Below are 26,188 nucleotides of genomic sequence, written 5' to 3'. Positions count from 1 at the left end.
ATCCTAACCTGGTTGGAATAACCAGGTAGAGGGGCCGTATGGGATGATACAGCTATTTACGCATAATGATCTGGATGCAGTCGGGTGCGGGATTGTAGCCCGCTGCGCTTTTGGCGATAAGGTCGATATCCGGTACAACTCCGTCTCGGGGCTTGACGCGCAGCTGGCCCGGTATCTCGAGAAGGCGCGGGACCGCAGCAAAAAAGTGAGTCTGTTCATTACCGACCTGACGGTGAATGAAGCAAATGAAGTGGCGCTGCAGGAATATGCCGAGTCCGGGGGCAAGGTTCGGCTGCTCGACCACCACAAGACGGCGCTGCATCTGAACCGCCATGCCTGGGCGTCCGTCCAGGTGGAGTACGAGGATGGGCGGATGGCTTCGGCGACCTCCTTGTTCTATGACTATCTGGTCCAGCACGGACTGCTCCAAGCCCGCCGCGCCATAGCGGAATTTGTGGAGCTCGTCCGGCAGTACGACACGTGGGAGTGGGAACGGAAGGGGAATGTCCGGGCCAAACGCTTGAACGATCTGTTCTTCCTGCTCTCGTTGGATGATTTCGAAGAGCTGATGGTGGAGAGACTGGCGGGCCGGGAAGGGTTCGAGTTCAATGAGTTCGAGCAGAAGATCCTGGACCTGGAAGAGGAAAAGATCGGGCGCTACGTGCTCCGGAAGAAACGCGAGGTCATCCAGACCCAGCTGGCGGGCAAATACGTGGGCATCGTCCATGCGGAATCCTACCATTCGGAGCTGGGACATGAATTGGGCAGGGAATACCGGCATCTGGACTACATCGCCATCCTGAACGTTGGCGGCAAGAAAATAAGCCTCCGTACCGTCCACGACCATATCGACGTGTCGGAGATTGCGGCGAAGTACGGCGGCGGCGGTCATCAAAAGGCGGCGGGGTGCTCCTTAACGGAGGAGGCCTTCCGGCGGTATGTGGTGGAGGCCTTCCCCCTGGACCCGCTTCGGGCGGATGCGCATAAGAACGAATATAACATGAAGGGCTCTCCATACGGAGTTTTGTTCGCGAACCGCAACGAGGACCAGATCTTCCTCTTCACAGCGGAAGGCGAATGGAGGGTGGATCTGAATGGGGCCACCTTGGAGCAGGGGTTCGCTGTCTTCGAGGAAGCGGAGCGGTTCGTGAAGCGGAGCTACGCGGCCTGGCTGGTCCGCGATGACGCGTTTATCCAATATTTGTTGAAGCACGCGGGTGAGGGAAGGAAGGAATTCCGGTGAAGGAATTCCGGTGAGGGAATACAGCCCGCGGAGAAGCCCTTTTGTTGCCTTTCTCACACACCTGACTTCCGTAATATGGTAGAATAACGGTATCCTAGATCAAATGGACGGATACAAGAACGATGACCATGCCACTGGAGCATCCGAACGGACGGATATTGTTGGATGATGCAGCCGTATTGAGGCTGAAGCGGTATATTGAGCGTAAGCATCCCGGGTATACGTCTGCCCAGAGGGCGGCGGTCCTTGCCGATGCGGTGCACCGGATCGTGGACCGGCAGCTGCCGGACTTCGATGATCGGACGCGGGGCCGGCTGCGCCGGGAGCTGCTGCGGCGTGCGGGATTGGAGAAGCGCTTCACCCTGATGTCCGGCCAAGTGCTGGAGGCCTGCCGGGAGCTGAAGCTGGAGGAGGACGGCATCCGGAAGCTGACTGCGTGGGCGGAGCAGCACCAGCTCATGGTCCATCCGCCGGCCTTGTCCGGAGAGGAGCCGGAGGAGACTGTTCCGCAGGCGATCTTGCAGCATATGCCGGGAGAACGGCTGCCCACCGCAGGCATCCGCTCCGGCCGGGTGATGCGCATCACTGCCGCTGCCTGCACACTCCTGGTACTGGCTTCGCTAACGCTTGGGCCTCGGCCGGAGGAGGGGCCTTATGCTCCACAATCCATGGCGGCATCCGATCCGGTGTCGAAGGCCCTGGAGGGAGCCCAAGCTTCGCCCGGCATCCTGCCGGCCGAATACGCCTACCGCCGGATCGACGAGGAGAAGCTCCGGAAGTGGCTGGAATCCCGCTCGTCGCTGTTGGGGGACGAGCCCTATTTTTCCGCGATCCTCCAGGCTGCGGCAGAGCATAACATCCATCCCCTGCTGCTCTTCGCCATCACAGGCCAAGAGCAGGGCTACGTGCCTAAGGACGGCAAACGGGCGCAGAAGATCGCGAACAACCCGTTCAATGTGCATCACAGCTGGGAAACGTACAACACGGACATTGCGGATTCCGCGCGGATCGCCTCCCAGACCATTCTCACCATCAGCCGGAGCCGTCCGGACGGCGTCCATCCCATCCAATGGCTCAACACCCGCTATGCGGAGGACCCGAACTGGTGGATCGGGGTGACCTCCATTTTTGAGAAGCTGAAGCATGAGACGGAAGCTCCGGCAGAGATTACGGCTTCGAAATAGATAGACCCCTGATTCCGCTTGGGAACAGGGGTCTTTTCAGGTTGCGCGGACAAGGCTTAGGCTTCCATTCTCTGTGCCGTATAGAGCCGGTAGTAGAGGCCCCGGCGAGCCATCAGCTCGTCGTGGGAGCCATATTCGGCGATGCCCTTGTCGGACACGTACATGATGCGGTCGCAATTCTTGACGGTGGAGAGGCGGTGCGCGATGATGAACGAGGTCCGGCCCTTCAAGAGCTCGTTCAGGCCCATCTGCAGCAGGCGCTCGGTCTTGGCGTCGATGGACGAGGTGGCTTCGTCCAGGATCAGGATGCGCGGATCGGCCAGCAGGGTGCGTGCGAAGGAGATCAGCTGCCGCTGGCCCTGGGAGAGCTTGGACCCCCGCTCGTTCACCTCGGTCTGGTACCCCTCTTCGAACTCTTGGATAAAATCATGAGCCCGCACCGTCTTGGCGGCAGCGATGATCTCGGCCTCGGTGGCGTCAAGCTTGCCGTACCGGATATTGTCCAGAATGGTGCCGGAGAAGATGAAGCTGTCCTGCAGCATAATGCCCATCTGGCTGCGCAGAGAGCGTAGCGTTACCTGGGAGATGTCCTGGCCGTCGATCAGGATCCGTCCGTCCGTAACGTTGTAGAACCGGGAGATCAGGTTCACCACCGTGGTCTTGCCGGCGCCTGTCGGTCCGACCAGGGCGATGCTTTCGCCGGCCTTGACGTCGAAGCTCAGCTTCTCCAGGATGTTGTTCCCCGGATCGTAGGCGAAGGTGACGCGGTCGAAGGTGACTTGACCCCGCACAGGGGGCAGCTCCTTGGCGCCGGGCAGATCCGCCACGGTCACCGGCTCATCCAGCGTCTCGAAGATGCGCTCCAGGTAGGCGACGCCGTTGATGAAGCTGTTGTACAGGTTCGACAGGTTCAGGATCGGCTGCCAGAAGCGGGCTGCATAGCTGCCCATGGCGAGGATGACGCCGAAGGTCACATCCTTAGGATCCAGCGCCAGGAGGCCGACCATATAGATCAGTGCCGAGACGGTGGTGGCCAGATTGTCGACGGTGAACGGGATCAGCGAATTGTAGCGGAGGGCCCGCATCCACTCCTTGCGGAAGTTGGCGGACAGCCGTGTGAAGATGCTCTCGTTGCGCTGCTCCCGGGAGAAGATCTGGGTCACGCCGATGCCGCTGATGCTCTCCTGCGTGTAGGCGTTCAGGTTGGAGCTCTTGTTGGAGACGGCCTGCCAGGCCCGCCGCTGCCCGGTCTTGATCAGCAGCATGACCCCTAGGAAGACGGGCAGCCCTGCCAGAATGACGAAGGAAAGCCGTACGTCCACCGCGAACATGAAGGCGGCGATGAAGATCAGGTTCACAATCTCGAGAATGAAGTTGATGATGCCGTTGGACAGCACATCCGATACGGAGTTTACATAGTTGACGACCCGGATGAGAATCTTGCCCTGGGGACGGTCGTCGTAGTACTTGAAGGGCAGCTCCTGCAGATGCCGGAACAGATCCGACCGGATGTCAAAAATGATATCCTGCCCCACTCCCGTCATGATGCGAGAACGGATGGTCGCCAGGACTACGCTGACCACAATGGTCAAGAGCATGAGCCCCGACCATCCCCATAGGGAGGGGACGTCCTTGGCGGGAATGGTCACGTCGACCACGTGCTGCATGATGAGCGGCGCGGACAGCCCGATGGCCGCCGACAGCGCGCTGAGCACGAAGGCGGTGATCATCGGCTTCTTCTGCCGCTTGATATAGACCATGGCCCGCCGGAAGTGCTTGATGTCAAAGGGGGATTCCAGATTCTCGTCGACGTCGAATTTATTCCTGGCCATGGCTGGTCACCTGCCTTCCGATTCCCTCGTTCTGAAGCATGAATACGTCGTAATAATAGCCCCGCTTCGCCAGGAGCTCGGCGTGGGTGCCTTCCTCGATCAGCTTCCCGTTCTCCAGGATCAGGATCCGGTCGGCCTTGGCCGTGGTGGAGATGCGCTGGGCGATGATGATCTTCGTACACGGGAAGTCCAGCCGGCGCAAGCTCTCCTGAATGTGCGCCTCCGTCTCCAGGTCCACGGCGGAGGTGGTGTCGTCCAGGATCAGGATCGGCCGGCGGACTGCCATAGCCCGGGCCAGCGCGATCCGCTGCTTCTGTCCGCCGGACAGGCCGACGCCCCGCTCACCGATGATGGTATCGTAGCCTTCGGGCATCTTGGTGATGAAGTCGTGGGCGGCGGCCAGCTCGGCATAGCCCGCCGTGGCTTCCTCCGGCAGCTCCGGGTCGCCGAAGGCGATGTTCCCGTCGATGGTATCGGAGAAGAGGAGCACATCCTGGGTGGCGATGCCGATGTTCCCGCGCAGCTCATCCAGCTCCAGCTGCCGCACGTCGACGCCGTCCACCAGCACGCGGCCCGCAGAGACGTCGTAGAAGCGGGGGATCAGGTTGACGACGGTGGTCTTGCCGGAGCCCGTCGAGCCCATGATGGCCACCGTCTCCCCGGGATTCACGGTGAAGCTTACGTCCTGCAGCACCATGGTGCTGTCGTACCGGAAGCTGACGTGGTCGAATTGGATCAGGCCCTCGTAGCGGCGGTTCGTGACGGTCTTGTGCTCGTTGACGATGTTGGGCTTGGCGTAGTAGATCTCCATGATCTTGGCCATGCTGGCGAAGAAGCGCTGGAAGTCGTTGATGATGATGCCGATGTTGCGCATCGGGTTGGAGACGGCCCAGATGAGCGAGGAGAAGGCCGCATATTCGCCGAAGGTAATGCGGCCGTCCATGACGAACATGCCCCCGGCGATCATCAGAATGACGTTGAAGCCTTGCGCGAAGGTCTCGAGATACGGGAAGAAGTCCAGCCAGACCATGGCGGCCGCCTTGTTGGCCTTGGAGTAGTTGACGTTCTTCTCCATGAACTTCTCGATCTCGTATTCCTCGCGGGCGAAGGCTTTGACGACGCGGTTGCCCGCAATATTTTCCTGGGTGGTGGTGTTCAGCTGGGACAGCCGGGCCCGCAGATCGATGTACATGGGACGCACCCGCTTCGCGAACAGGTAAGCGACGACCAGGATCGGCGGCGACAGGATCAGGAGCCAGAACGTCAGTTCCACATCAATGGTGAAAAAATAGACGACCGCAGCTAGGAAGATCGTCACGGATTCGATGATCGTCTTGATGATCCACGCCATGGAGTGACGAACCATATCCAGGTCACCGGTCATCTTGGTCATCAGGTCGCCGGTCCGGTTATGGTCGTAATACTCCATATCCTGCCCTTGGATCTTGTTGTACAGATAGATGCGGATGCGGTACAGCATGTTCTGGGAGGCTTGCTCGTATTGCATCGTGGTCAGATACGCCAGCCCGGTCCGCAGCAGGGAGAAGCCGATCATGCCGAGGCACAGGGCAATCAGAAGCCCCCGCTTCTCAGTCAGGTTCTGCACCGCCAGGTCTCCGGAGATGAAGGTATCCACAATCCGCTGGCTGATGTACGGATTGACGATCGTGAGCGTAGAGCCCACCACCGAGAGACAGAGCGCCAGGACGTATCGGACCCGGCTGCCTTCGAGATTCTGCCACAGCCACTTCAGTTCAAACATGGGATCACCTGAATTCTGTGATGGTATGGTCTTGCTGACAGCATAAATAATAAAGATCTTAACAAATTAACGTGATTATACCACAGGAGAAGGACTGTAAAGTTTTGTGTTTCAAACTTTTTGTTACAGGGGATGAACTTTTTGGGCCTTGCTTGGAGAGCATCCATGACCGTCCGGAGGTCTGCTTCTGAGCGCCGTCTTGTGAAGGAGAGCATCGAACGCTTCAGGGAAACCGAGCTCGAATCCTGGCTTTTGCCGCAGCGCAAGCCCGCCCCAATGTCATATATTGGCCCCGTCTACATATGATGTGTCGATAACATCAAAAGAGGTGAGCCGATGGCAGTCGTGAAAGCCAGAAACCAGGATGTCGATATGTTGGCGAGGTTGCTGCGAGCCGAAGCGGTGGGAGAAGGGGAGTATGGCATGCTCCTGGTCGGCAATGTGGGGATGAACCGGATTCGGGCCAATTGCTCCGATTTTAAGGGACTCCGGACCATTCCACAGATGATCAACCAGCCGCATGCCTTCGAAGCGCTGCTTCACGGGATGTATTACGAACGTGCCAGAGAAAGGGAACGCCGCTTGGCCCGGCGGGTGGTGAACGGGGAGCGGAATTGGCCGGCCAAGTTCTCCCTCTGGTACTTCCGCCCGGGAACGGCGGCCAATCCGCTGCCTTGTCCCCCGACCTGGTACGATCAGCCGCACGTAGGACGGTACAAGCTTCACTGCTTCTATGAGCCGACGGCGGAGGAATGTGCAAGTGTGTATGGCCTGTACTAGCATACGGGAATGAGATGAGGCAGCCGGGTTATCCGGCTGCTTTGTTTTTGTCCACAGATGAGCGTGCAAATAAATGGGGCAGGGCACTCCAAAGGAACGAACCCTGCCCTTTATCGGTTTACCTGAACTCTTCGACCAGCTTCTCGAAGGCCGGAATGGAATTGCGGATCATCTCGAACGGCACGCAGTAGGACATCCGGAAGTAGCCCGGACAGCCGAAGCCGGAGCCCGGCACGAACAGAAGGTTGTACTTGGTGGCGATCTTGGCGAACTCCACCTCGTCGGGAATCAGGGACTTCGGGAACAGGTAGAAGGCGCCCTCCGGCTTGATGATCTCGAACCCTAACCGAGTCAGATGTCCATACAGGAAATCCCGCTTGGCCTGGTAATCCTCCACGTCGACCTTGGCGTCCAGGGAATCGGCGATGACCTTCTGGAACAGGGCGGGCGCGTTGACGAAGCCCAGCGTGCGGTTGCAGTAGGCCAGAGCCTTCATGAGCGTGGATACGTCCTCGATCCTGCTGCTGGCGGCAATATAGCCGATCCGTTCCCCGGCCAGGCCGAGAGACTTGCTGAAGGAGTTGACGATAATCGCGCTCTTGAACAGGGAGAGGACCGGCGGCACCGTCACTCCATCATAGATGACCTTGCTGTAAGGCTCATCGGACACGACATAGATGGTCGTGCCGAACTCGCGCTCCTTGGCTTCGAGGATGGCGGCCATGGCCTTCAGGCTGTCTTCGCTATAGACGACGCCGGTCGGGTTGTTCGGCGAGTTGATGATGACCGCCTTGGTCTTGGCGGTGATGCTGCGGCCAAGCTCCTCCAGATTCGGCTGGAAGGTGGCGGTATCCGCAGGCACTACCACAAGCCGCCCTCCGGTGTTGTCCACGTACGATCCGTATTCCACAAAATACGGGGCGAACGCCAGCACCTCTTCGCCTTCGTTCAGCAGAGACTTGAAGACCACGTTCAAGCCTCCCGCGGCTCCTACGGTCATGACCACATGCTCCGCAGCGAGGGGGACACCGCTCTCCTCCTCCAGGCTCCGGGCGATCCGGGCGCAGACGTCGGGGAAGCCGGCGTTGCTCATATACTTATGCAGCCCGGGCTCGCCGCTCAGCACATGCTTCTTCAAGGATTCCTGAACCTCCGCCGGCGGTTCGCCGAACGGGTTGCCCAAGCTGTAGTCATACACCTTGTCTCTGCCGTGGATCTTGGCCAGCCGGTTGCCTTCCTCGAACATGGCGCGGATCCAAGAGGATTTTTCGAGATTGCGCACGATCTTCTCTGAGAACATCTTATCGCCTCCAGGATTCTTGTACTGGTTCTATCATAGCATCCATGCGCGAGGAAGGGGAAATGAGGTTGCGCTAGTCTCGGATCACATAGGCCTGGTTCCGCTCGAAGTCGGACCGCTTGCATTCCAGCTGCAGCCGGGTGCCCTCCACTTCGTAGCTGGACGCCAGCACCTCCGCATGATCGTTGAAGTAGGTGACCAGCCGGCCTTGATCGAAGGGGATCAGCATCTCGCACCGGACATAATCCGAGAAGATGCGGGAGGAGACGGCTTGGAGCAGCTCCTCCAGTCCAAACTGAAGCTTGGCGGACAAGAGGATGGCGTTATCCCGCATCGGGGGGAGCGCCTTGCCGCTGCACAGATCACATTTGTTATACGCATAGATGACGGGGATGCCGTCCGCCCCCAGCTCCCTCAGCGTCTCTTCCGTAACGGCGGCCATCTGCTCCGCTTCCGGATGGGAGGCGTCCACCACATGGATCAGGAGATCCGCCTCGGCTACCTCCTCCAGGGTGGAGCGGAAGGCCTTCACCAAATCGTGGGGAAGCTTGCTGACGAAGCCGACCGTATCCGTAAGCAGGAAGCTCTTCCGGTCGGGAAGTTCCATGCTGCGGACGTGGGTCTGGAGCGTGGCGAACAGCATATCCTTGACGAAGACTGCCTTGCGGCTGCCGGGGGATCGGCTCCTATCCAGAAGGGCGTTCATCAGGGTGGACTTCCCCGTGTTGGTATAGCCGACGAGGCAGACCACGGGGATTTCGTTCTTCTTCCGGAGCTTCCGCTGAAGCTGGCGCTGGTAGACGAGCGTCTCCAGGTCCTTGTTCAGGGCGGTGATCTTCGCCTCGATCCTCCGCCGGTCCAGCTCCAGCTTGGTCTCGCCGGCGCCCCGGTTCTTCGTGCCTACTCCGCCTCGCTGCCGGCCGAGGGATTCGCGGAGGCCTACCAGACGGGGGAGCATGTATTGGAGCCGGGCGACCTCCACCTGGAGCTGGGCTTCCCTCGTCTGGGCCCGTTCGGCGAAGATATCCAGGATCAAGAGGGTCCGGTCGATGACCTTGCACTGCAGCGAGGCCTCCAGATTCCGTATCTGGGAGGGCGAGAGCTCGTCATTGAAGATGGCCATCTCGGCCCCGCAGGCCTTCATCATCGCGGAGAGCTCCTGCACCTTGCCGGCTCCGATGTAGTGGGAGGGGGTCGGGTGGTCCAGCCGTTGGGTCAGCTGCCCGGCGACCATCACGCCGCAGGCCAGCGACAGATTGGCCAGCTCCTCCATGGAATAGTCGAATGTTTCCTTGTTCTCATTGCGGTCGACGCCGACGATAACGGCGGCGGGTTGGGGTTCCATCATAGAATCGTCCTCCTCATAGGGGGTATCCAAATAAAAAGCACAGGCGCGCGCCTGTGCATGAGGAGATTCGGTGCTTCACAGCTGGATCAGACCGGACTCCCCGAGCAAGACGGTGCGTTCACCGTCCGGATCCGGGGATGCAAGGCCACAAGTCCGTTATGAATTCCAGGCCGCCCCGCCATCCCCAAAAAAGGGCAGACCTGTCCCGAGTCCTCTGCCGCACAGGCAGAGCCTTTGAGCGCATCATTCTCATTAGCAGCACAAGGTACGGACCCGGATAAAATGAATCACACGTAACCCTCCATTCGATCAGATAAGCAGATCGTAGCATAAGGGGAGGCAAACCGCGAGGGAGAGTATGGCCTTAGCCGATCTTTCCGGCCCAGGCGGAGCGGGATGCTGCTTGCGAATATACGATTGCCGGGACGGCGCCGACTACCGGACCGCCCGGTTGGTTACCATGGTAAGAGGATCGCCATTTGTTCCCACCCTCCGGATGCGTTACAATAAAGGCATGTATGGAATCGGAAGGGGGCATAAGCATGAACGGCAGCGGGATATGGGCGTGCCCGGTGTGCGGCGAGGCGCTGGAACTTACAGAGCGTTGCTACCGATGCCCCAACCGGCACACCTATGACCTTGCGGCGAAGGGGTATGTGAATCTCCTGCTGGCTCACCAGCGGAAGACCAAGGATCCCGGCGACAGCAAAATGATGCTCGCGGCCCGGCGCCGGATCCTCGAGGCGGGCGGCTTCCGGAAGCTGGCCGAAGGGCTCGCGGAGCGGGTGGCCGGTTATGCGGAGGCTGCGGACCGCCGGATGGCTTCGGACGCGCAAGCGCCGTTCACCGTGCTGGAAGCGGGCTGCGGCGAAGGCTATTATCTGGAGAGTGCGGCCTCGGAGATGGCGCGGCGGGAAGTGGCTGCGGCGCTCTATGGGATCGACATCTCGAAGGATGCCGTCGCGATGGCGGCCGGCGGCCGGCCCGGGCTTCACTATGCGGTGGCCAGCTCCCGCCAGCTTCCGGTGCGTTCGGGATCGGTGGACGGGATCCTGCAGATTTTTGCCCCGCACAGCGACAGCGAATTCCACCGGGTTCTGCGGGAGAGGGGCCGGCTGTGGACGGTCATCCCCGGCAAGCATCATCTGTACGGGCTGAAGGAGCTGCTGTACCCGAAGCCGTATCTGAACGATGAGCTGGAGCATCCCTATCCGTCCTTCCGGGCGGTCGAGCGGTTCCGCATCGAGGACACTCTGATCCTGACCGGGCCGGATGCGATCCGGGATCTGGTCCTGATGACGCCTTATTATTGGCGGACGGAGCCCGCCATGCTGGAGAAGCTGACGGAGCGGGGGGAGCTGGTGACTCCGCTGGATTTTGCGGTAACGGTGTATGAACGGGCGTCAACCGATTAACTCTTATAAGGATGGGATCACTTGAGCACAATCAAAGGCAAGACCGAGCTTCCCGAGGATTACGAACAATGGAAGGCCTCGGCCAACCGGGGCTCCAGCTGGAGGGAACGGCTTCGGGCCGTGGAAGAGCTGGGCAAGTGGAAGACGGAGCAGACCATCAGCGTCCTCCAGCATCGGCTGGAGCAGGACCCCGTCTATCAGGTGCAGGAGGCGGCCTACCGGAAGCTGAAAGGACTTGGGGTGGAGGCGAAGCTGCCGCCCCGCAAGAAGGGCGAGCTGATCAAGGGGGCCGGCAAGGTGATGGTCCGTGTCCGCAAGAGTCTGCCGGAGGGTCATACCTTCGAGGATTTCAAGGAGAAGCTCCGCAAGATGCGGCTCGACGTCTATGACGCTTACGAAGGGGAGAAGGGCGACGAGTTCGATGCCTGGCTCCGGACCCAATGGACGACGCCGTCCGCTAAGTAAGATACTCTGAAGAAGATGAGGTGGTACATTGAGAAAGCACAAGCCGATGTCGTTTGACGATCTATTGATGGAGTTGCAGGGCCAGAAGGCGGCCCAAGAGGACCCGAACAAGGTGTCTCTGGCCAAGCTCTTCAGCGAGGCCTTCATGAGCCGGCATTCCAGCTATGACAGCTTCGATGCGTTTCTGGAGAAGGGGAATTTTCAGGCCAAAACCCACGAGGACATCGCCAAGATCCCCGATGAGCTGTTCGACCGCCATATCGCCCGGGAGACGGATTTCCCGGACTGGAAGTCCATGCTGAATGCGGCAACGCAGGAGTACGGACGCCAGCAATAGGAAGAAACGCACCAAGGCCGCGCCCGATATGGGCCGGCCTTGTGCTGTTTGTTGGGGGCTGCGGCCTTGACCGGCAGAACACGAGGCCAGGGAGCGTTAGCTCCCGGGCTTTTTGTACTATTTTGTGGAAAAAGGGTTGACATCCCAAATTATATATGTCATATTGATAATATCAAAACGACAAATACAAAAAAGCAGGTGAGAGCATGGTCCCCCAAGAGGAAAACGAGACGAACTATTCCGCGAAGAAGTACCGCACGCCGGACGGGGCGCCCAGTGACATCGTCATCTTTACCATCACGTCCCGGGAGAGGAACACCGTGAAGAAGGCCCTGCCGGTGCGGGAGCTGCAGGTTCTCTTGATCCAACGGAAGAAGTGGCCGTACGAGGGGCAGTGGGCGCTGCCCGGCGGCTTCAGCAAGGATACGGAGAGCCAGTACGATTGTGCCAAGCGGGAGCTGGAGGAGGAGACCGGGGTAGCGGACGTACACATGGAATACTTCAACGTGTACAGCCAGCCCGGACGGGACCCGAGAGGCTGGATCATCTCCCATGCGTTCTTCGCCCTGGTCCAGGAGAAGTGGCTGGCGGACCGGCGGGCGGACGACGATGCGGCCGATGTGCGGCTGTTCCCGGTGGAGGAAGCGCTGGCCATGGACCTGGCCTTCGATCACCGGGAGGTGCTGGCGGACGCCCTGGAGAAGGTGCGGGAGCGGATGCTGACCACCACCATCGCGAAGGAATTTCTGCCGGAGGAGTTTACGATCAGCGAGCTGTACCAGGTGATTCAGACGGTGGTGCCGGATTTTGAGGAGGCGAACTTCATCCGGAAGATTACGTCCACCCAGAGCCGCAGGGGCATCATCGAGGAAGTGCGGACCCCCGCCGGTCAGCCGAAGCTGTCCAACCAATACTCCCAGCGGGCGGCGCAGCTGTACCGGTTTACGGATTACGCACCGAGGTTGTCGATTTACAGCTAGGCGCAGGGGATAATGGACATTTTTGATCCTATTAAGGAGGCGTTGGTTATGAGAGCATTGATCGTGATCGATTATACGGTGGATTTCGTCGTGGGGCGGCTTCCATGCGGGGAGCCTGCGGTCCGGATTGAGGAACGGGTGGCCCGGCTGACGGAGGAGTTCGCAGAGGCGGGGGAGGAGGTGGTCCTGGCGGTGGATGTCCACGAGGAGAACGACCCCTACCATCCGGAAACGCGGCTCTTCCCGCCCCACAATATCCGGGGAACGGACGGAAGGGACCTGTACGGCAAGCTGGGCGAGGTCTACAATGCCCTTCGGGATCGCATCCATTGGATGGATAAGACCCGGTACAGCGCCTTCTGCGGCACGGACCTGGAGCAGCGGCTGCGGGCCCGGGACATCCGGGAGATCCATCTGATCGGCGTGTGTACGGACATCTGCGTGCTCCATACGGCGGTGGACGCCTATAACAAGGGCTTCCAGCTCCGCGTGCATGCGGACGCGGTGGCCAGCTTCAATGCCGAGGGCCATCTGTGGGCCCTGGGGCATTTTCAGAACACGCTGGGGGCGACGGTCTTGCGGAACGGTCTGGAAGTTCGGGTCTAAGCTACAGAAGGAGGAGGAATTCAAATGATGAATCAACTGCAAAAGCAAATTACCGCCGCGCTGCACGTTCAGCCGGTGATCGATGGGGCGGAGGAGATCCGCAGACGGGTCGGATTCCTGAAGGAGATTCTGCGCTGGAGCGGGGCCAAGGGCTATGTGCTGGGGCTGTCGGGCGGTCAGGACTCCACACTGACGGGCAAGCTGGCCCAGATGGCCGTGGACGAGCTGAATGCGGAGCAGGGGGATGCAGCGTACACCTTCTTGGCGGTCCGGCTTCCGTATGGGGTGCAGCGGGATGAAGCGGACGCCCAGGCGGCCATCGCCTGGATCCAGCCCAGCCGGGTGGTGACGGTGCAGATCAAGCCCGCGGTGGACGCGTCGGCGGAGCAGTTCCGGCAGGCGGTGGGCGAGGAGCTCAGCGACTTTCACAAGGGGAATGTGAAGGCCCGGGAGCGGATGAAGGTCCAGTACGATCTGGCTGCGCACTACGGCCTCCTGGTGCTGGGAACGGATCATGCGGCGGAGGCGGTAACGGGCTTCTTCACGAAGCACGGGGACGGAGCCTGCGATGTGGCCCCGATCTACGGGCTGCACAAGCGGCAGGGCAAGATGCTCCTTCAGGAGCTGGGCTGCCCGCCTGCCCTGTACCTGAAGGAGCCGACGGCGGACCTGGAGGAGCTTCGGCCGGGACTGGCCGATGAGGAGGCCCTCGGCATGAGCTACTATGAACTGGACCGCTATCTGGAGGGGGCGGAGCTGCCGGGAGAGCGGGCGGAGCAGATCGAGGCCCGGTATCTGCAGACGGAGCATAAGCGGAGAGGACCGCTCACCCTGTATGAGGATTGGTGGAAGAGGGCTTAGTGAAGGATAGCAGGCAGGAGCAGGCATTCGAAGAGAGGGGTTACTCAACCATGATGAAATCTTACGGCAATCTGACCTTGCATACGGACAAATATCAGATCAATATGATGTACGCCCATTGGATCCACGGCACCCATAACGACCGCGCGGTGTTCGACGTGTACTTCCGGAAGCTGCCCTTCGGCAACGGCTTCGCCGTCTTCGCGGGATTGGAGCGGGTGGTGGACTACATCCGGGAGCTCCGGTTCGGAGAGGAGGAGCTGGCTTACCTGGCCGAGCAGGAGGAGGGCTATGACCCGGCCTTCCTGGAGGAGCTGCGGCAGCTCCGGTTTACCGGCGACCTGTACGCTATGGCGGAGGGGACGATGGTGTTCCCGAACGAGCCGCTGGTCCGGGTCGAGGCGCGGGTGATGGAGGCCCAGCTCATTGAGACGGCGCTCTTGAACTTCATTAACTACCAGACGCTCATCGCTACCAAGGCCGCGAGGGTCAAGCAGGTGGCGCCGGACGATGTCCTGCTGGAGTTCGGCACCCGCCGGGCCCAAGAGGCCGATGCCGCCGTCTGGGGGGCGCGGGCCGCTTATGTAGCCGGCTTCCACGCCACCTCCAACCTGCGGGCCGGCATGCTGTTCGGCATCCCGGCCAAGGGCACCCATGCCCACGCCTGGGTGCAGAACCACGACACGGAGGAGCTGGCATTCCGTCGGTATGCGGAGGCGCTGCCGGACCAGGTGACGCTCCTCGTCGACACCTACGACACGCTCCGGAGCGGCGTGCCGAACGCCATCCGCATCGCCAAGGAGCTGGAGGCCCGCGGCAAGCGGATGAACGCCATCCGGCTGGACAGCGGGGACTTGGCCTACCTGTCGGTGCAGGCCCGGGAGCAGCTGGATGCGGCAGGGCTCGACTATGTGAAGATTACGGCGTCCAACGATCTGGACGAGAACATTATCGCAGAGCTGAAGGCCCAGGGAGCCCGCATCGACGTCTGGGGCGTCGGCACCCAGCTGATCACGGCGGCGGACCAGCCCGCGTTGGGCGGCGTCTATAAGCTGGTGGCGCGGGAGAAGGAGGGCGCTCTGGTGCCGGTCATCAAGATCTCGGGGAACCCCGAGAAGGTGACCACGCCCGGCGCCAAGGAGGTATACCGGATCGTCAACCGGGAGACCGGGAAAGCGGAGGCGGACTACATCGCCCTGAAGGGCGAGCCGGCGATCGGGCCCGGCATCCCCCTGACCCTGTTCGATCCGCTGCATCCGTACCTCCGCAAGACGGTGGAGAACTATGAAGCGGTGCCGCTGCTTCAGGCGGTTTTCCGTGATGGGGAGCAGGTGCTGGAGCTGCCGCCGCTGGAGCGGATCCGGGACTACCACCGGGAGCAGCTGGCCTTGTTCTGGCCCCAGCACCTGCGGAAGCTGAACCCGCAGACCTACCCCGTGGACCTGAGCCTCGAGGCGTGGGAGCTGAAGAAGCGGCTGGTGGAGGAGCATCGGATATAAAGGGGGGACGGACATGGAGCGATCAATGACCGACCGGTACAACCGCATTCGCGGCGGACTCTTCGGGGTAGCAGTAGGCGATGCGCTGGGCGGCACGACCGAATTTTTGAGCGAACGGGAGATCCGGGCGAGCCACGGCTATCTGACCGAGATCACGGGCGGCGGAGTCTGGCGGCTTGAGCCGGGGGAGGTAACCGACGACACCATGATGACCCTGTGCGTGGCGGAGGGGCTCTTGGACAATCCGTCCGAGCCGATGGAGGCCATCGGTCTTCGCTTCCTGGAATGGTACCGGTCGCGGCCCAAGGATGTGGGCAATATCATCCGGCATGTTCTGGAGCAGTACGAGGGCAGCTGGTTCGAGGCCGCGTTCCTGGCGGACCAGGATCTGGGGCAGAGCGGCGGCAACGGCTCCCTGATGCGGTGCCTGCCGGCTGCGCTTCTATACCCGAGCGGGGAAGAGGTGGAGCGGGTCTCCCGCCTTCAGTCTAAGATGACCCATTACGACGAGCGCTGCAATGAAGCCTGCATCCTCTATAACCGGATGGCATTCCGGCTGCTGCAGGGGGAGGAGCTGAAGGCGGTGGTGCGGGAGGAAATCGCCGGTACGGCATACGAGGATGTGCTGCATGCCGGTCCCCGCTGCGAGCCCAGCGGCTTCGTAGTGCATACCTTTCGATGGGTGCTGGACCATCTGCTGCAGGCGGAATCCTTCGAGGAGGTCGTCCAACGGGCGGCCAACCTCGGCGGCGATTCGGACACCATCGGCGCCATCGCCGGCGGCTTGGCGGGGGTGTACTACGGGTATGACGGGATCCCGGCCCGCTACACGGCGGCGATCCTGATCAAGGAGCGGCTGGAAGAGACGGCGCGCCGCATTTTGGCTCATCACAAGGGATAATGGAATAGACGGATGTCAGCTGGGTGTGGCCCAGCACGACCGGAGAAGCCTTCAAACCTGCTTTCGCAGCGGGATTGGAGGCTTTTTATGTTCGATTGGTTCCGGAAAGGCGAAGGCGAGCGCTTCCTCGGTGATGGTCCGGATATCGACGGAGGTGAAGGTTTCCTCATTGACCATATCAGGAAGTATCCGGTGCAGAAAGTAGTCGACGCAATGCAGCCGGATTCCCTTGATCTTGATGAGCGCGTTCCGGTACATCTTCACGAATTCCTTCTCCGTATTCCCCCTCTGCATCTCCGTGAAAGCCTCGTAGACCTGGTCCAGCTTGTCGGCCACCTCCAGGATCAGCCCCTCCACCGTATCGTCCTTTCCCTCCCGCAGCTGATTGCGGAAGATGATCTTGAACTCCTCCGGGATATACTCCTCGATGAAGTGATGGACCATACCCTCCTCAACCTTCTGAATCAGCGCCCGCAGCTCCATGGAGGAGTGCTTCACCGGCGTCTTGATATCCCCAATGAAGATCTCCCCGTAATCGTGGCTGCTCGTAATCTCGTACAGCTTCCGCCAATCGATCCGAACGCCGTGCATTTCCTCTATATTGGCCAAGGTTTTGGCATACTGCACGACTTTCCAGGAGTGTGCCGCCACCGTGTGCTCCTCGAATTTGAATTTTCCCGGGCAGCGATAGATTCGTTCCAGCTCGTTCAGCGAGCGAAAATAGGTGTGAATGCCCATGCAGCGATCATCCTTTTGAGAGAGTGGTCAAGCCCGCGTCTTGCTCTGACCCTACTATATCCCGCCTGTGTTAAGAGGGGATTAACGCAATGGCTGCAATTCTGTTAACGCCTCACTCCCGGCCCTTCCATGCGGCTGTCAGCCTTACTCACCTAGGAGAAACTATGTTTTTGTCATAAAAGACAAACCTGGAGCGTTCTATGTGTAGGGTGACAAAAATAGGGTGCAACTACTAGAATAACCCAGAATCAAATGGTATAGTACCTATCACTTTATGATCAAATTTACAAAAATTTCATGAGAGGCGCAGATGTGAATTAACAATGGGATGATAATCTATGATGTGTCTCAGATGAGAAGGAGAGAGGAGTAGATTTGCAGGATGATTCAAGCTTTGGCTAAGTCTCGAAAACGGATCAGCGCATCCCTGGCGCTGCTGCTGACCGTCGGCGCGGTGCTGCCGGCTGTGCCTGCCGCTTATGCGGCGGCGGATGGCAGCGGTGTTCTGATCTCGCAGGTGTATGGCGGCGGAGGCAACAACGGTGCCGAGTTCAAAAACGACTTCATCGAATTGTTCAATCCGACGGACCATCCGGTATCCCTGGAAGGCTGGTCGGTTCAATGGACCAGCGCCTCGGGAACCTCCTATCAAGCGACACCTCTGACCGGCTCCATCGGCGCCAAGAGCTATTATCTGGTGCAGGAAGGGAAGGGCACCGGCGGAACCTTGGAGCTGCCGGCGCCGGATTCGTTCGGCACGCTGACCATGGGGGCGGGCTCCGGCAAGGTGGCTCTGGTCACCAATGGCGATCCCATTACCGGGAAGGCGGACCCGGATGTCATGGACTTCGTCGGCTACGGATCGGCCAACGAATCCGAATCTTCCCCGACTCCCGCTCCAAGCGCCACCTTATCCGTCATCCGCCAGGAGCTTCCGGCAGGCGGCGGAAGGGGGCTCGATACGGATAACAACAGCACCGACTTCGCAACCGGTACCCCGGCACCCCGGAATTCGTCCTATGGCAAGGTGGTTGCCGATGTGACGGCCAAGCCGGGGGCAGGGGCGGTGCCTCCGGGCACCCAAATCCAGCTTCAGACCTCCACCGTCGGAGCCAGCGTGTACTACAGCGTCTACGCACCGGACGGTTCGGTAAAGAATGGTCTGCAGCCTTATGCCGGAGCCATCTCCGTCAACGAAGCGCAGACGATCAAGGCATACGCTTCGAAGCCGGGCTTCACCGACAGCCCGGTAGCTGAATACGCCTACACCCTGCTGGCCAAGACAGACCTTGCGGCCGCCAGGCTGACGCCCAAGTCCCAGTATGTCTGGACCGAGGGTGTGGTCACCCACATCGACGGTCAAGAGATGTACATCCAGGATGACACCGGCGCCATCGTGCTGTACAGCTTCCCGTCCTTCGCCAAGGCGGGAGACCGGGTCAGCGTCAGCGGCGTCATGGACATCTACAACAACCTGCAGGAGATCAAGCCGGTCACCGGCTTTGCAGCCAGCGTCGTGACCCCGGATGCGGGAATCCCTGCGCCCAAGCTGCTGACCGCTGCCGATCTTGCGGCAGGCCAAGGAGAGCAGCACGAGGCGGAGCTGGTCTATCTGGAGAATGTGACCATCGACGCCAAGAGCGGCAGCACGGTCACCGCTTCCCAAGGGGGACAGACGTTCACCATCTATTCCGGACTCTCCAAGCTGGAGGCGGGGAAAACCTTCGCCCGGATCACCGGCGTCGTGAAGCAGTTCAACGCCGTGTACCAGCTGATTCCGCTGGGAGAGAGCTCCATCGTCGAAGAGCTTCTGTCCGTGACGGCCTCCCCTCCGGCGGGCCGCATCATCGAGGGAAGCAGCGTCACCCTGGCCAGCCCGATGACCGGAGCGGTGGTTCACTATACGCTGGACGGCTCGGAGCCGACTGCAGCCAGCCCCGTCTACAGCGGGCCGATTCCGGTCAGCCAGAATGTGACGGTCAAGGCTGTTGCGATTGCGGGCGGGCAGACCAGCAGCGTGTACAGCTTCGCCTACGTGGCGTCCGAGCAGCCTCGGATCCGGGACATTCAGGGCTTGTCCCACACCTCCGAATATGCCGGGCAAGAGGTGAAGGACATCGAGGGGATCGTCACCCAATACGGGTACACCTTCGCGAATGGTGCCTATAAGGGCTTCTTTATCCAGGATCCGACTCCGGACCAAAACCCGGCCACCTCTGAAGGCATCTTCGTCTTCACGACCAACGAAGCCGCCAAGCCGGCCATCGGGGATCTGGTGAAGGTGAGCGGAACGGTGGCGGAGTACAACGAGGGCAGCAGCTCCAACCTGACCTCCACCCAAATCACCGGCCCGACCGTCACGGTGGTCTCCTCCGGCAACCCGCTTCCGGCACCTGTTGTATTGGGGAAGAACGGACGGGTGCTGCCGACCTCGGTGATCGACAACGACGGCATGGCGCAATACCAGCCGGAGGAAGATGCCATTGACTTCTACGAGTCCTTGGAGGGTATGCTCGTCAAGCTGCCGTCTCCGGTTATCACCAGCCCCTACTGGACCAGCGGAAGCGGGAACACCCTGGTCTACAACATCGCCACTCGGGTGGACAATACATCGCCCGACATTCTGACCTCCGCCGGAGGCCTGGTGCTGAAGGGATCGGGCAACCTGAACCCGCAGCGGCTCCTGATTGCCTATGGGGATCCGGGCCAAGAGGTTGGAACAGGGGACCGGTTCACCACGGACGTGACCGGCGTCATCGGCTACAATAACGGCAATTATAAGGTCATCCCTCCGCTTGGCGGCCTGCCCACTATTCAACAGGGTACCTTCCAGCAGGAAACCACTACCCTGGTGCAGGATGCAGGGAAGCTGACCATCGCCAGCTATAACGTGGAGAATTTCAACCCGGGCGTCGGCGCCGAGAAGATCAACAAGATCGCCGATTCCATCGTCCATAACCTGAAGCAGCCGGATATTCTGGGGCTGGTGGAGATGCAGGACAACAGCGGGGAAACCGATAACGGCGTCGTGGATGCGGATGCCAGCTACCAGGCGCTGATTCAAGCGGTGAAAGCCGCCGGCGGTCCTGATTATAAGTACACGGACGTCGCGCCGGTGAACAATCAGGACGGCGGGGCTCCCGGCGGCAACATCCGCGTCGGCTTCCTGTACAATCCGGCACGGGTCACGCTGTCGGCCAGCGTGAACGGCACCAAGGGCGGCTCCACCGATGCGGTTGCGTACGATGGGGCGAACGGCAGGCTGACGTACAACCCGGGCCGGATCGACCCGACCAACAGCGCGTTCAGCCGGTCCCGGAAGCCGCTGGCGGCGCAGTTCGAATTCCAGGGCGAGAGCGTGATCGTGATCGCCAACCATTTTAACTCCAAGTCGGGGGATAACGGCCCGTTCGGCAGCACGCAGCCTCCGGTACTGTCCAGCGAGACGCAGCGGCACCAGATTGCCGATGTGGTCAACGGCTTCGTGAAGGGTGTGCTGGCGGCGAACCCGGAGGCCAACATCGTGGCGCTGGGCGATCTGAACGACTTCCAGTTCACGCAGACCGTGACCCGGCTGAAGGGTCAGGAGCTGGATGACCTGATCGACAAGCTGCCGCTGAATGAGCGGTACACCTACACCTTCGACGGCAATGCGCAGGTTCTGGACCACATCCTTGTGAGCAAAAAGCTGACCCCGATGACCGCCGTGGACATCGTGCATCTGAATGCGGACTTCCCGCACAGCCGGGGCCGGGTCTCCGACCATGACGCGGTGCTGGCGCAGCTGAATCTGAAGGGCGACACCTTCACGATTCTGCATACGAATGACACCCATGCGAATCTGGATACCTCCAGTGCGCCGGACACTATTCTCCGCCGGATCACCGCCGTCAAGAATGCCCAAGCCTCCACGGCGGGCACGCTCTTGGTGGACGCGGGCGATGTCTTCTCCGGTACGCTCTACTTCAACAAGTATGAGGGCCAGGCGGACCTGGAATTCATGAATCTGGCCGGCTATGACGCCATGACCTTCGGCAACCATGAGTTCGACAAGGGCTCAGAGGTATTGGGCCGGTTTATCGACCATGCGAAGTTCCCGTTCGTCTCCGCCAACGCGGACTTCTCCAAGGATGCCATTCTCGGTCCGAAGTTCGTCGGCAGCATTGGCCAGCCGGGGATGCCCGGATCGATTTACCCGGCGTTAGTGAAGCGCATGGGCGACGGGAAAGTCGGCATCTTCGGTCTGACCACCGAGGATACGGCCAACATCTCCTCCCCCGGCGACGTCACCTTCCAGAATGCGGTGGAGAAAGCGAAGGCCACCGTGGCGGCGCTGCAAGCCCAAGGGATCAACCGGATCGTGCTGCTGTCCCACCTGGGCTATGACGAGGACGTGAAGCTGGCCCAGCAGGTGGAGGGCATCGACGTCATCGTGGGCGGCCATACCCACACCAAGCTGGACCAGCCGGTGGTGGACCGCACCCACAGCGCGCCGACTCTGATCGTGCAGACCGGCGAGAAGGGCCAGTACCTGGGCAAGCTGCAGGTCACCTTCGATGCTCAGGGCGTGCTGACAGATTGGAACGGCGGGCTCATCTCCATCGAAGCCAAAAATTCCGCAGGCGCTTATGTCCTGGCCTCCGATCCGGAAGCCAAGGCGATCCTGGGGCAATACAAGCCCGGAGTCGAGTCGTTGCTGCAGCTCGCCGTAGGCGAGACCGAGGTAGCGCTGGACGGGCTCCGCGAGAATGTCCGCACCAAGGAGACCAATCTGGGCAACCTGATCGCCGACGGCATGCTGAAGGCAGCCCAAGCGGCGGGAACCGGAGCGGTTATGGCGCTGCAAAATGGTGGCGGCATCCGGTCCTCCATCCCGGCAGGGACGATTACTCAAGGTCAAGTGATGACTGTACTGCCGTTCAACAATGATCTGGTAACCATTACGCTGACCGGTCAAGAGATTAAGGAAGCCCTGGAGAACGGCGTGTCCAAGCTGCCTGCGGCAGACGGACGTTTCCCGCAGGTGGCGGGCCTGAAGTTCACCTACGACTCCTCGAAGCCCGCAGGTGAGCGGGTCAAGAGCATCCAGGTGAAGAATGGCGGCACCTATGCGCCGATTGACTTGTCCGCCTCTTATGTGATGGCGACCAATGCTTTTACGGCCAAGGGCGGGGATTTCTACAGCTCTCTGGAGAAGGCCTACAAGGAAGGGCGCGTCAATCTGCTGTACCTGCCGGATTATGACGTGTTCACCAACTATCTGAAGTCAGGCAAGGTGACGGCGTCTACCTCTCCGGTAGAAGGCCGAATCGTAGATGTGGCGGGACAGCAGCCGGAGGGCAATATTAAGCTTCAACTGCTCAGCGTCAACGACCTGCACGGCAAGATCAATGATTCATACACGGAGAAGTCACTGAATGTGGATGTCAATGGTGATGGGGTGATCTCCCCGGACGTGCTGGTCGGCGGAATGGATTATATGGCTTATGCCATGAAGCAGCGGGAAGCGGCCAACCCGAACACCCTGATCGTGCATGCCGGCGATATGGTCGGCGGCAGCCCGCCGGTGTCGGCCCTGTTCCAGGATGAGCCGGTGGTGGAGATCATGGAAGCCATGGGCTTCGACGTGGGCGTCGTGGGCAACCACGAATTCGACGAAGGCCGGAAGGAGCTGCTCCGGCTGGTGAACGGCGGAGACCACCCGAACGGCAAGAAGGGCTACGACGGCCAGAACTTCCCGCTCTTGGCGGCCAACGTGGTGGATAAGACCACGGGGGAACCCATTCTTCCCGCCTATACGGTGAAGGAAGTGGAAGGCGTGAAGGTGGGCTTCATTGGGGTCATTACGCTGGAGACACCGGATATCGTCATGCCGGCCGGCATTCAGACCCTGCGCTTCACCGATCCGGCTGTGGCCGTGAACAAGGCGGCGGCGGAGCTGAAGGCCCAGGGCGTGAAGGCCCTTGTGGTCCTGGCCCATATCCCGGCGAGCCAATCCGGTGATGCGGCGGCAGGAGATGCGGCCGATCTGGCCAACGCCGTGGATGACGAGGTGGACGTCATCTTCGCCGCCCATAATCACCTGCGGGTGAACGGAATGGTGGACGGCAAGCTGATCGTGCAGGCATGGGAATACGGCAAGGCTTTCGCGGATGTGGATCTGGAGCTGGACCGCACCACGGGAGACATCGTCTCGAAGAAGGCGGAGCTGGTCTACAATGTGCACAACGGTTATGATCCGGCTGTAAGAGCCATCATCCAGCATTATTCGGAGCTGGCGGCTCCCTATCTGAACCGCGTGATCGGGACGGCAGCCGTCGAGATGTCCAAGGATTATCCGGGAGTGGGAATCGGGGGTTACGGAGACAAGGCTCTCGGCAACCTGATCGCTGACGGCATGAAGGCGGAGATGAACGCGGACTTCGCCCTGATGAACGGAGGCGGCGTCCGGGAGAATCTGAACGCGGGTGAGATCACTTGGGGCGAGCTGTTCGGCGTCCAGCCGTTCAACAACGTGCTGGTGAAGCTGGAGGTGACCGGCGCCGATATGGAGGCGATCCTGAACGGCATGCTGGGCTCCGGAACGACGTACGGACCGGACTCTCATGTAGCGGGTCTCAAGTACACCTGGTACCGGGATGCGCAGAACAACCGTAAGGTGGTGGACATGGTGCTGCCTAACGGCAAGCCTGTCGATAAGAACGCCACCTATACCCTGGTCGTGAACAATTTCATGCACACCTCCACGGCACCGAAGTATGTGGAGCTGGGTAAACGCGGCAAGAACCCGGTCACCGGACCGGAGGATCTGACCGCTACCGTGAATTATGTGAAGAGCTTCTCCGGTCCGATCACTTATGTGCCGGAGGGCCGGATTAAGGAGATCGCTCCGCCAGCATCGGAGCCTTCCGATGACAGCAGTGATACTCCCGCACCTTCCAACCCGGCACCGTCCAATCCGGCTCCCGCCGCTCCGCCTGCCGGAGCGGGTGTGGTCACTCCGGTAGCGACAGACACTGGAGTTGAGCTGAAGATCGACCCGAAGGGGCTGAAGACCGAGACCGGCGCGGACGGCAAAACCATGACCGTACTGACGGTGAACGCCGATGCCCTGACGAAGGCGCTGGAGATGGCGGACGGCGCCAAGAAGAACATCGTCCTGGATCTGGGCGCCGCAGGAGGCGTGAAGGTCGGACTCCCGGCCTCGGCGCTGGCAGGCTCCAACGGCGATATCCTGAGCATCCGTTCCGGCGGCATGACCTATGATCTGCCGGTCGGCATCCTGAATGCGGGCTCCCTGGGCTCGAATGCGGTGATTACCGTGTCCATCGCCCCGGTTTCCGGCACCCAGTCGGAGCAGCTGAAGAAGGCGGCCGGCACGGCCGGAGCCGAGCTGCTTGCAGACGGGGTTAGCTACACGATTACGGCACAGACCGGAGGCGGGCAATCGGAGATCAACGGGTTCGGCTCCAACTACGTGACCCGGACGATCACGATTAACCGATCTGTAGATGGCAGCGGCGCGACGGCGGTCGTCTTCGATCCCGCCACCGGAGAGCTTTCCTTCGTACCGGCCGTGTTCGAGACGGCGAACGGGAAGACCGTGGTCCGTATCATACGGAATTCCAACAGCATCTACACCGTCGTCCAAGCGGACAAAACCTTCGCGGACCTGAAGGGCCACTGGGCCCGCAACGAGGTGGAGCTGCTGGCGTCCAAGCTGCTCGTGAAGGGGCAGACGGACACCGCCTTCGCTCCTGATGCCGCCATTACCCGCGCCGAATTCGCCGCCCTGCTGGTTCGGGCGTTGGGCCTGAAGCCGGATGCGGCGGGCGCTTCGACCATCGCGGATGTGAAGTCCGGCGAATGGTATGCCGGCGCCATCGGAGCGGCGGTGAAGGCAGGCGTCATGAAGGGCTTCGAGGACGGCACCTTCCGTCCGAATGCAAGCATTACCCGTGAGGAAATGGCGGTCATGATCGCCAGAGCTCTTGCTGCAGCTGGCAAGGGAGAGGCGCAGACGCAGACCGATGCCTCCCGCAAGTTTGCAGACGGCAGCCAGATCCAAGCATGGGCGCTGGATTCCGTAGGCCGCAGCGCGGCTGCAGGCATCGTGAACGGAACGGCGGACAACCGGTTCCAGCCTTCGGCCCAAGCCACCCGCGCGGAGGCTGCCGTGATGCTGAAACGGTTCCTGCAATACGTCGGCTTTATGAACTAAGGGATTAACCAAGAAGAGGCATACCGGCAGGGAAGTTCCCTGTCCGGTATGCCTCTCTTTATTATGGGACGTTCAGTCGCATACGACCGGCAGGCCCGGATCCGCATACAGCCGGAACATCAAGTGAATCTGCTCCGCCGTATTGCGGCTGACCGACAGCTCGGGCAGCTCCTCCGGACCGAAGAAACCGACCTCGGAGGTTTCCGTGCCCCCGGAGGCGGAGCCGCCTACGATCCGGCAGGCGATGAACAGCTTATAGATGTGGAAGGCGTCCGGCGGATGGTTATGGAACTGCTTGTCCAGCACGGCAAGCAGCCGTTCGGCCTCCACCTCGTACCCGGCCTCCTCCCGAACCTCCTTCGCGGCGATCTGGAACGGGGACAGCCCGATGTCCGCCCAGCCTCCGGGCAGGGACCATGCGCCGTCCGCCTTCTCCTTGACCATGAGGATGCGTCCGTCCTCGATGATGACCGCCCGGATGTCCACCTTCGGCGTCGCATAGCCCTCATCCGAAGCGAAGGCTGTCCGCAGCTTCTCGGGGCTGACCTCCGTGTAGTGGCTCATGATCTCCACGCTCAGCTCTCTCAGCTGCTCGAACCTCTCGATATCGTAGACGTCCCGTCCATAGGCCAAGCCCGTCTGGGCTATGGCTTGAATCTGCTTGGCCCAATCCAGCCAGCGCATGTTCATCTGCAATCAACCTCCATATTGTAATA

Annotated in this window: 18 protein-coding genes; 12 read left to right on the top strand and 6 right to left on the bottom strand. The window is 60.7% G+C overall.

What is annotated here, in order from left to right; all coding sequences use genetic code 11:
* The first annotated feature begins 43 nt into the window (after window positions 1-43).
* Both ACSEXW_RS20605 and ACSEXW_RS20600 read left to right on the top strand, forming a co-directional pair.
* Window positions 44-1,243, top strand: coding sequence for a DHH family phosphoesterase (locus ACSEXW_RS20605; RefSeq protein ID WP_438448056.1), 1,200 nt, complete (start codon window positions 44-46; stop codon window positions 1,241-1,243).
* Window positions 1,244-1,365: 122 nt separating this feature from the next.
* A complete protein-coding gene (locus ACSEXW_RS20600) occupies window positions 1,366-2,427 on the top strand; it encodes a hypothetical protein (RefSeq protein ID WP_438448055.1) in 1,062 nt (353 codons plus the stop codon).
* Between the two features lie 56 nt (window positions 2,428-2,483).
* Here ACSEXW_RS20600 and ACSEXW_RS20595 read toward each other — a convergent pair whose 3' ends face one another.
* Together ACSEXW_RS20595 and ACSEXW_RS20590 are read right to left on the bottom strand one after the other, a co-directional pair.
* The gene (locus ACSEXW_RS20595; protein WP_438448054.1) at window positions 2,484-4,259 is read right to left on the bottom strand and encodes an ABC transporter ATP-binding protein; all 1,776 of its coding nucleotides are present in this window, start codon (window positions 4,257-4,259) and stop codon (window positions 2,484-2,486) included.
* Window positions 4,246-6,021 carry an ABC transporter ATP-binding protein gene (locus ACSEXW_RS20590; protein ID WP_438448053.1) on the bottom strand — a complete coding sequence of 592 codons (1,776 nt, stop codon included), beginning with the start codon at window positions 6,019-6,021 and terminating at the stop codon, window positions 4,246-4,248. Before ACSEXW_RS20590 ends, ACSEXW_RS20595 begins: the two co-directional genes overlap by 14 nt.
* A gap of 336 nt (window positions 6,022-6,357) precedes the next feature.
* Between ACSEXW_RS20590 and ACSEXW_RS20585 the strand changes: the two genes are divergently transcribed.
* Window positions 6,358-6,801: a cell wall hydrolase gene (locus ACSEXW_RS20585; protein ID WP_438448052.1), complete on the top strand. Its 444-nt coding sequence runs from the start codon at window positions 6,358-6,360 to the stop codon at window positions 6,799-6,801.
* A 118-nt stretch (window positions 6,802-6,919) separates the two neighbouring features.
* On the opposite strand, the gene ACSEXW_RS20580 is transcribed toward ACSEXW_RS20585, so the two are convergent.
* Window positions 6,920-8,101 carry a pyridoxal phosphate-dependent aminotransferase gene (locus tag ACSEXW_RS20580; RefSeq protein ID WP_438448051.1) on the bottom strand — a complete coding sequence of 394 codons (1,182 nt, stop codon included), beginning with the start codon at window positions 8,099-8,101 and terminating at the stop codon, window positions 6,920-6,922.
* Between the two features lie 73 nt (window positions 8,102-8,174).
* Window positions 8,175-9,449: a GTPase HflX gene (gene hflX / locus ACSEXW_RS20575; RefSeq protein ID WP_438448050.1), complete on the bottom strand. Its 1,275-nt coding sequence runs from the start codon at window positions 9,447-9,449 to the stop codon at window positions 8,175-8,177.
* A 542-nt stretch (window positions 9,450-9,991) separates the two neighbouring features.
* On the opposite strand from hflX, the gene ACSEXW_RS20570 reads away from it, so the two are divergent.
* The 8 genes from ACSEXW_RS20570 to ACSEXW_RS20535 all read left to right on the top strand — a co-directional run bounded on the left by ACSEXW_RS20570 (window position 9,992) and on the right by ACSEXW_RS20535 (window position 16,513).
* Complete coding sequence (locus tag ACSEXW_RS20570) at window positions 9,992-10,864, top strand: putative RNA methyltransferase (RefSeq protein WP_438448049.1); 873 nt, start codon at window positions 9,992-9,994, stop codon at window positions 10,862-10,864.
* A 21-nt stretch (window positions 10,865-10,885) separates the two neighbouring features.
* On the top strand, window positions 10,886-11,329 hold the full coding sequence (locus ACSEXW_RS20565) for a HEAT repeat domain-containing protein (protein WP_438448048.1): 444 nt from the start codon (window positions 10,886-10,888) through the stop codon (window positions 11,327-11,329).
* Window positions 11,330-11,375: 46 nt separating this feature from the next.
* Window positions 11,376-11,666 carry a hypothetical protein gene (locus ACSEXW_RS20560; protein ID WP_438448127.1) on the top strand — a complete coding sequence of 97 codons (291 nt, stop codon included), beginning with the start codon at window positions 11,376-11,378 and terminating at the stop codon, window positions 11,664-11,666.
* Window positions 11,667-11,872: 206 nt separating this feature from the next.
* The gene (locus ACSEXW_RS20555; RefSeq protein WP_438448047.1) at window positions 11,873-12,646 is read left to right on the top strand and encodes an NUDIX domain-containing protein; all 774 of its coding nucleotides are present in this window, start codon (window positions 11,873-11,875) and stop codon (window positions 12,644-12,646) included.
* Between the two features lie 48 nt (window positions 12,647-12,694).
* Window positions 12,695-13,252, top strand: a complete 558-nt coding sequence (locus ACSEXW_RS20550) for a cysteine hydrolase family protein (protein ID WP_438448046.1) — start codon at window positions 12,695-12,697, stop codon at window positions 13,250-13,252.
* 27 nt (window positions 13,253-13,279) lie between these two features.
* The gene (gene nadE, locus ACSEXW_RS20545; RefSeq protein WP_438448126.1) at window positions 13,280-14,113 is read left to right on the top strand and encodes an NAD(+) synthase; all 834 of its coding nucleotides are present in this window, start codon (window positions 13,280-13,282) and stop codon (window positions 14,111-14,113) included.
* Between the two features lie 50 nt (window positions 14,114-14,163).
* Window positions 14,164-15,612: a nicotinate phosphoribosyltransferase gene (locus tag ACSEXW_RS20540; RefSeq protein WP_438448045.1), complete on the top strand. Its 1,449-nt coding sequence runs from the start codon at window positions 14,164-14,166 to the stop codon at window positions 15,610-15,612.
* A 13-nt stretch (window positions 15,613-15,625) separates the two neighbouring features.
* Window positions 15,626-16,513, top strand: coding sequence for an ADP-ribosylglycohydrolase family protein (locus ACSEXW_RS20535; RefSeq protein ID WP_438448044.1), 888 nt, complete (start codon window positions 15,626-15,628; stop codon window positions 16,511-16,513).
* A gap of 51 nt (window positions 16,514-16,564) precedes the next feature.
* Here the strand turns inward: ACSEXW_RS20535 and ACSEXW_RS20530 are convergent, their stop codons facing one another.
* Window positions 16,565-17,251 carry a YfbR-like 5'-deoxynucleotidase gene (locus tag ACSEXW_RS20530; RefSeq protein WP_438448043.1) on the bottom strand — a complete coding sequence of 229 codons (687 nt, stop codon included), beginning with the start codon at window positions 17,249-17,251 and terminating at the stop codon, window positions 16,565-16,567.
* A gap of 382 nt (window positions 17,252-17,633) precedes the next feature.
* Between ACSEXW_RS20530 and ACSEXW_RS20525 the strand changes: the two genes are divergently transcribed.
* Entirely contained in the window at window positions 17,634-25,472 is a 7,839-nt protein-coding gene (locus ACSEXW_RS20525) for a 5'-nucleotidase C-terminal domain-containing protein (protein ID WP_438448042.1), read from the top strand.
* Window positions 25,473-25,544: 72 nt separating this feature from the next.
* On the opposite strand, the gene ACSEXW_RS20520 is transcribed toward ACSEXW_RS20525, so the two are convergent.
* The gene (locus ACSEXW_RS20520) at window positions 25,545-26,162 is read right to left on the bottom strand and encodes an NUDIX hydrolase (protein ID WP_438448041.1); all 618 of its coding nucleotides are present in this window, start codon (window positions 26,160-26,162) and stop codon (window positions 25,545-25,547) included.
* Between the last annotated feature and the right edge of the window lie 26 nt (window positions 26,163-26,188).

Origin of the sequence: Oryzibacillus soli (assembly GCF_051594765.1) — a bacterium.
GTDB lineage: Bacteria > Bacillota > Bacilli > Paenibacillales > NBRC-103111 > Paenibacillus_AR.
This window is presented reverse-complemented; position numbering and strand designations above follow the sequence as displayed.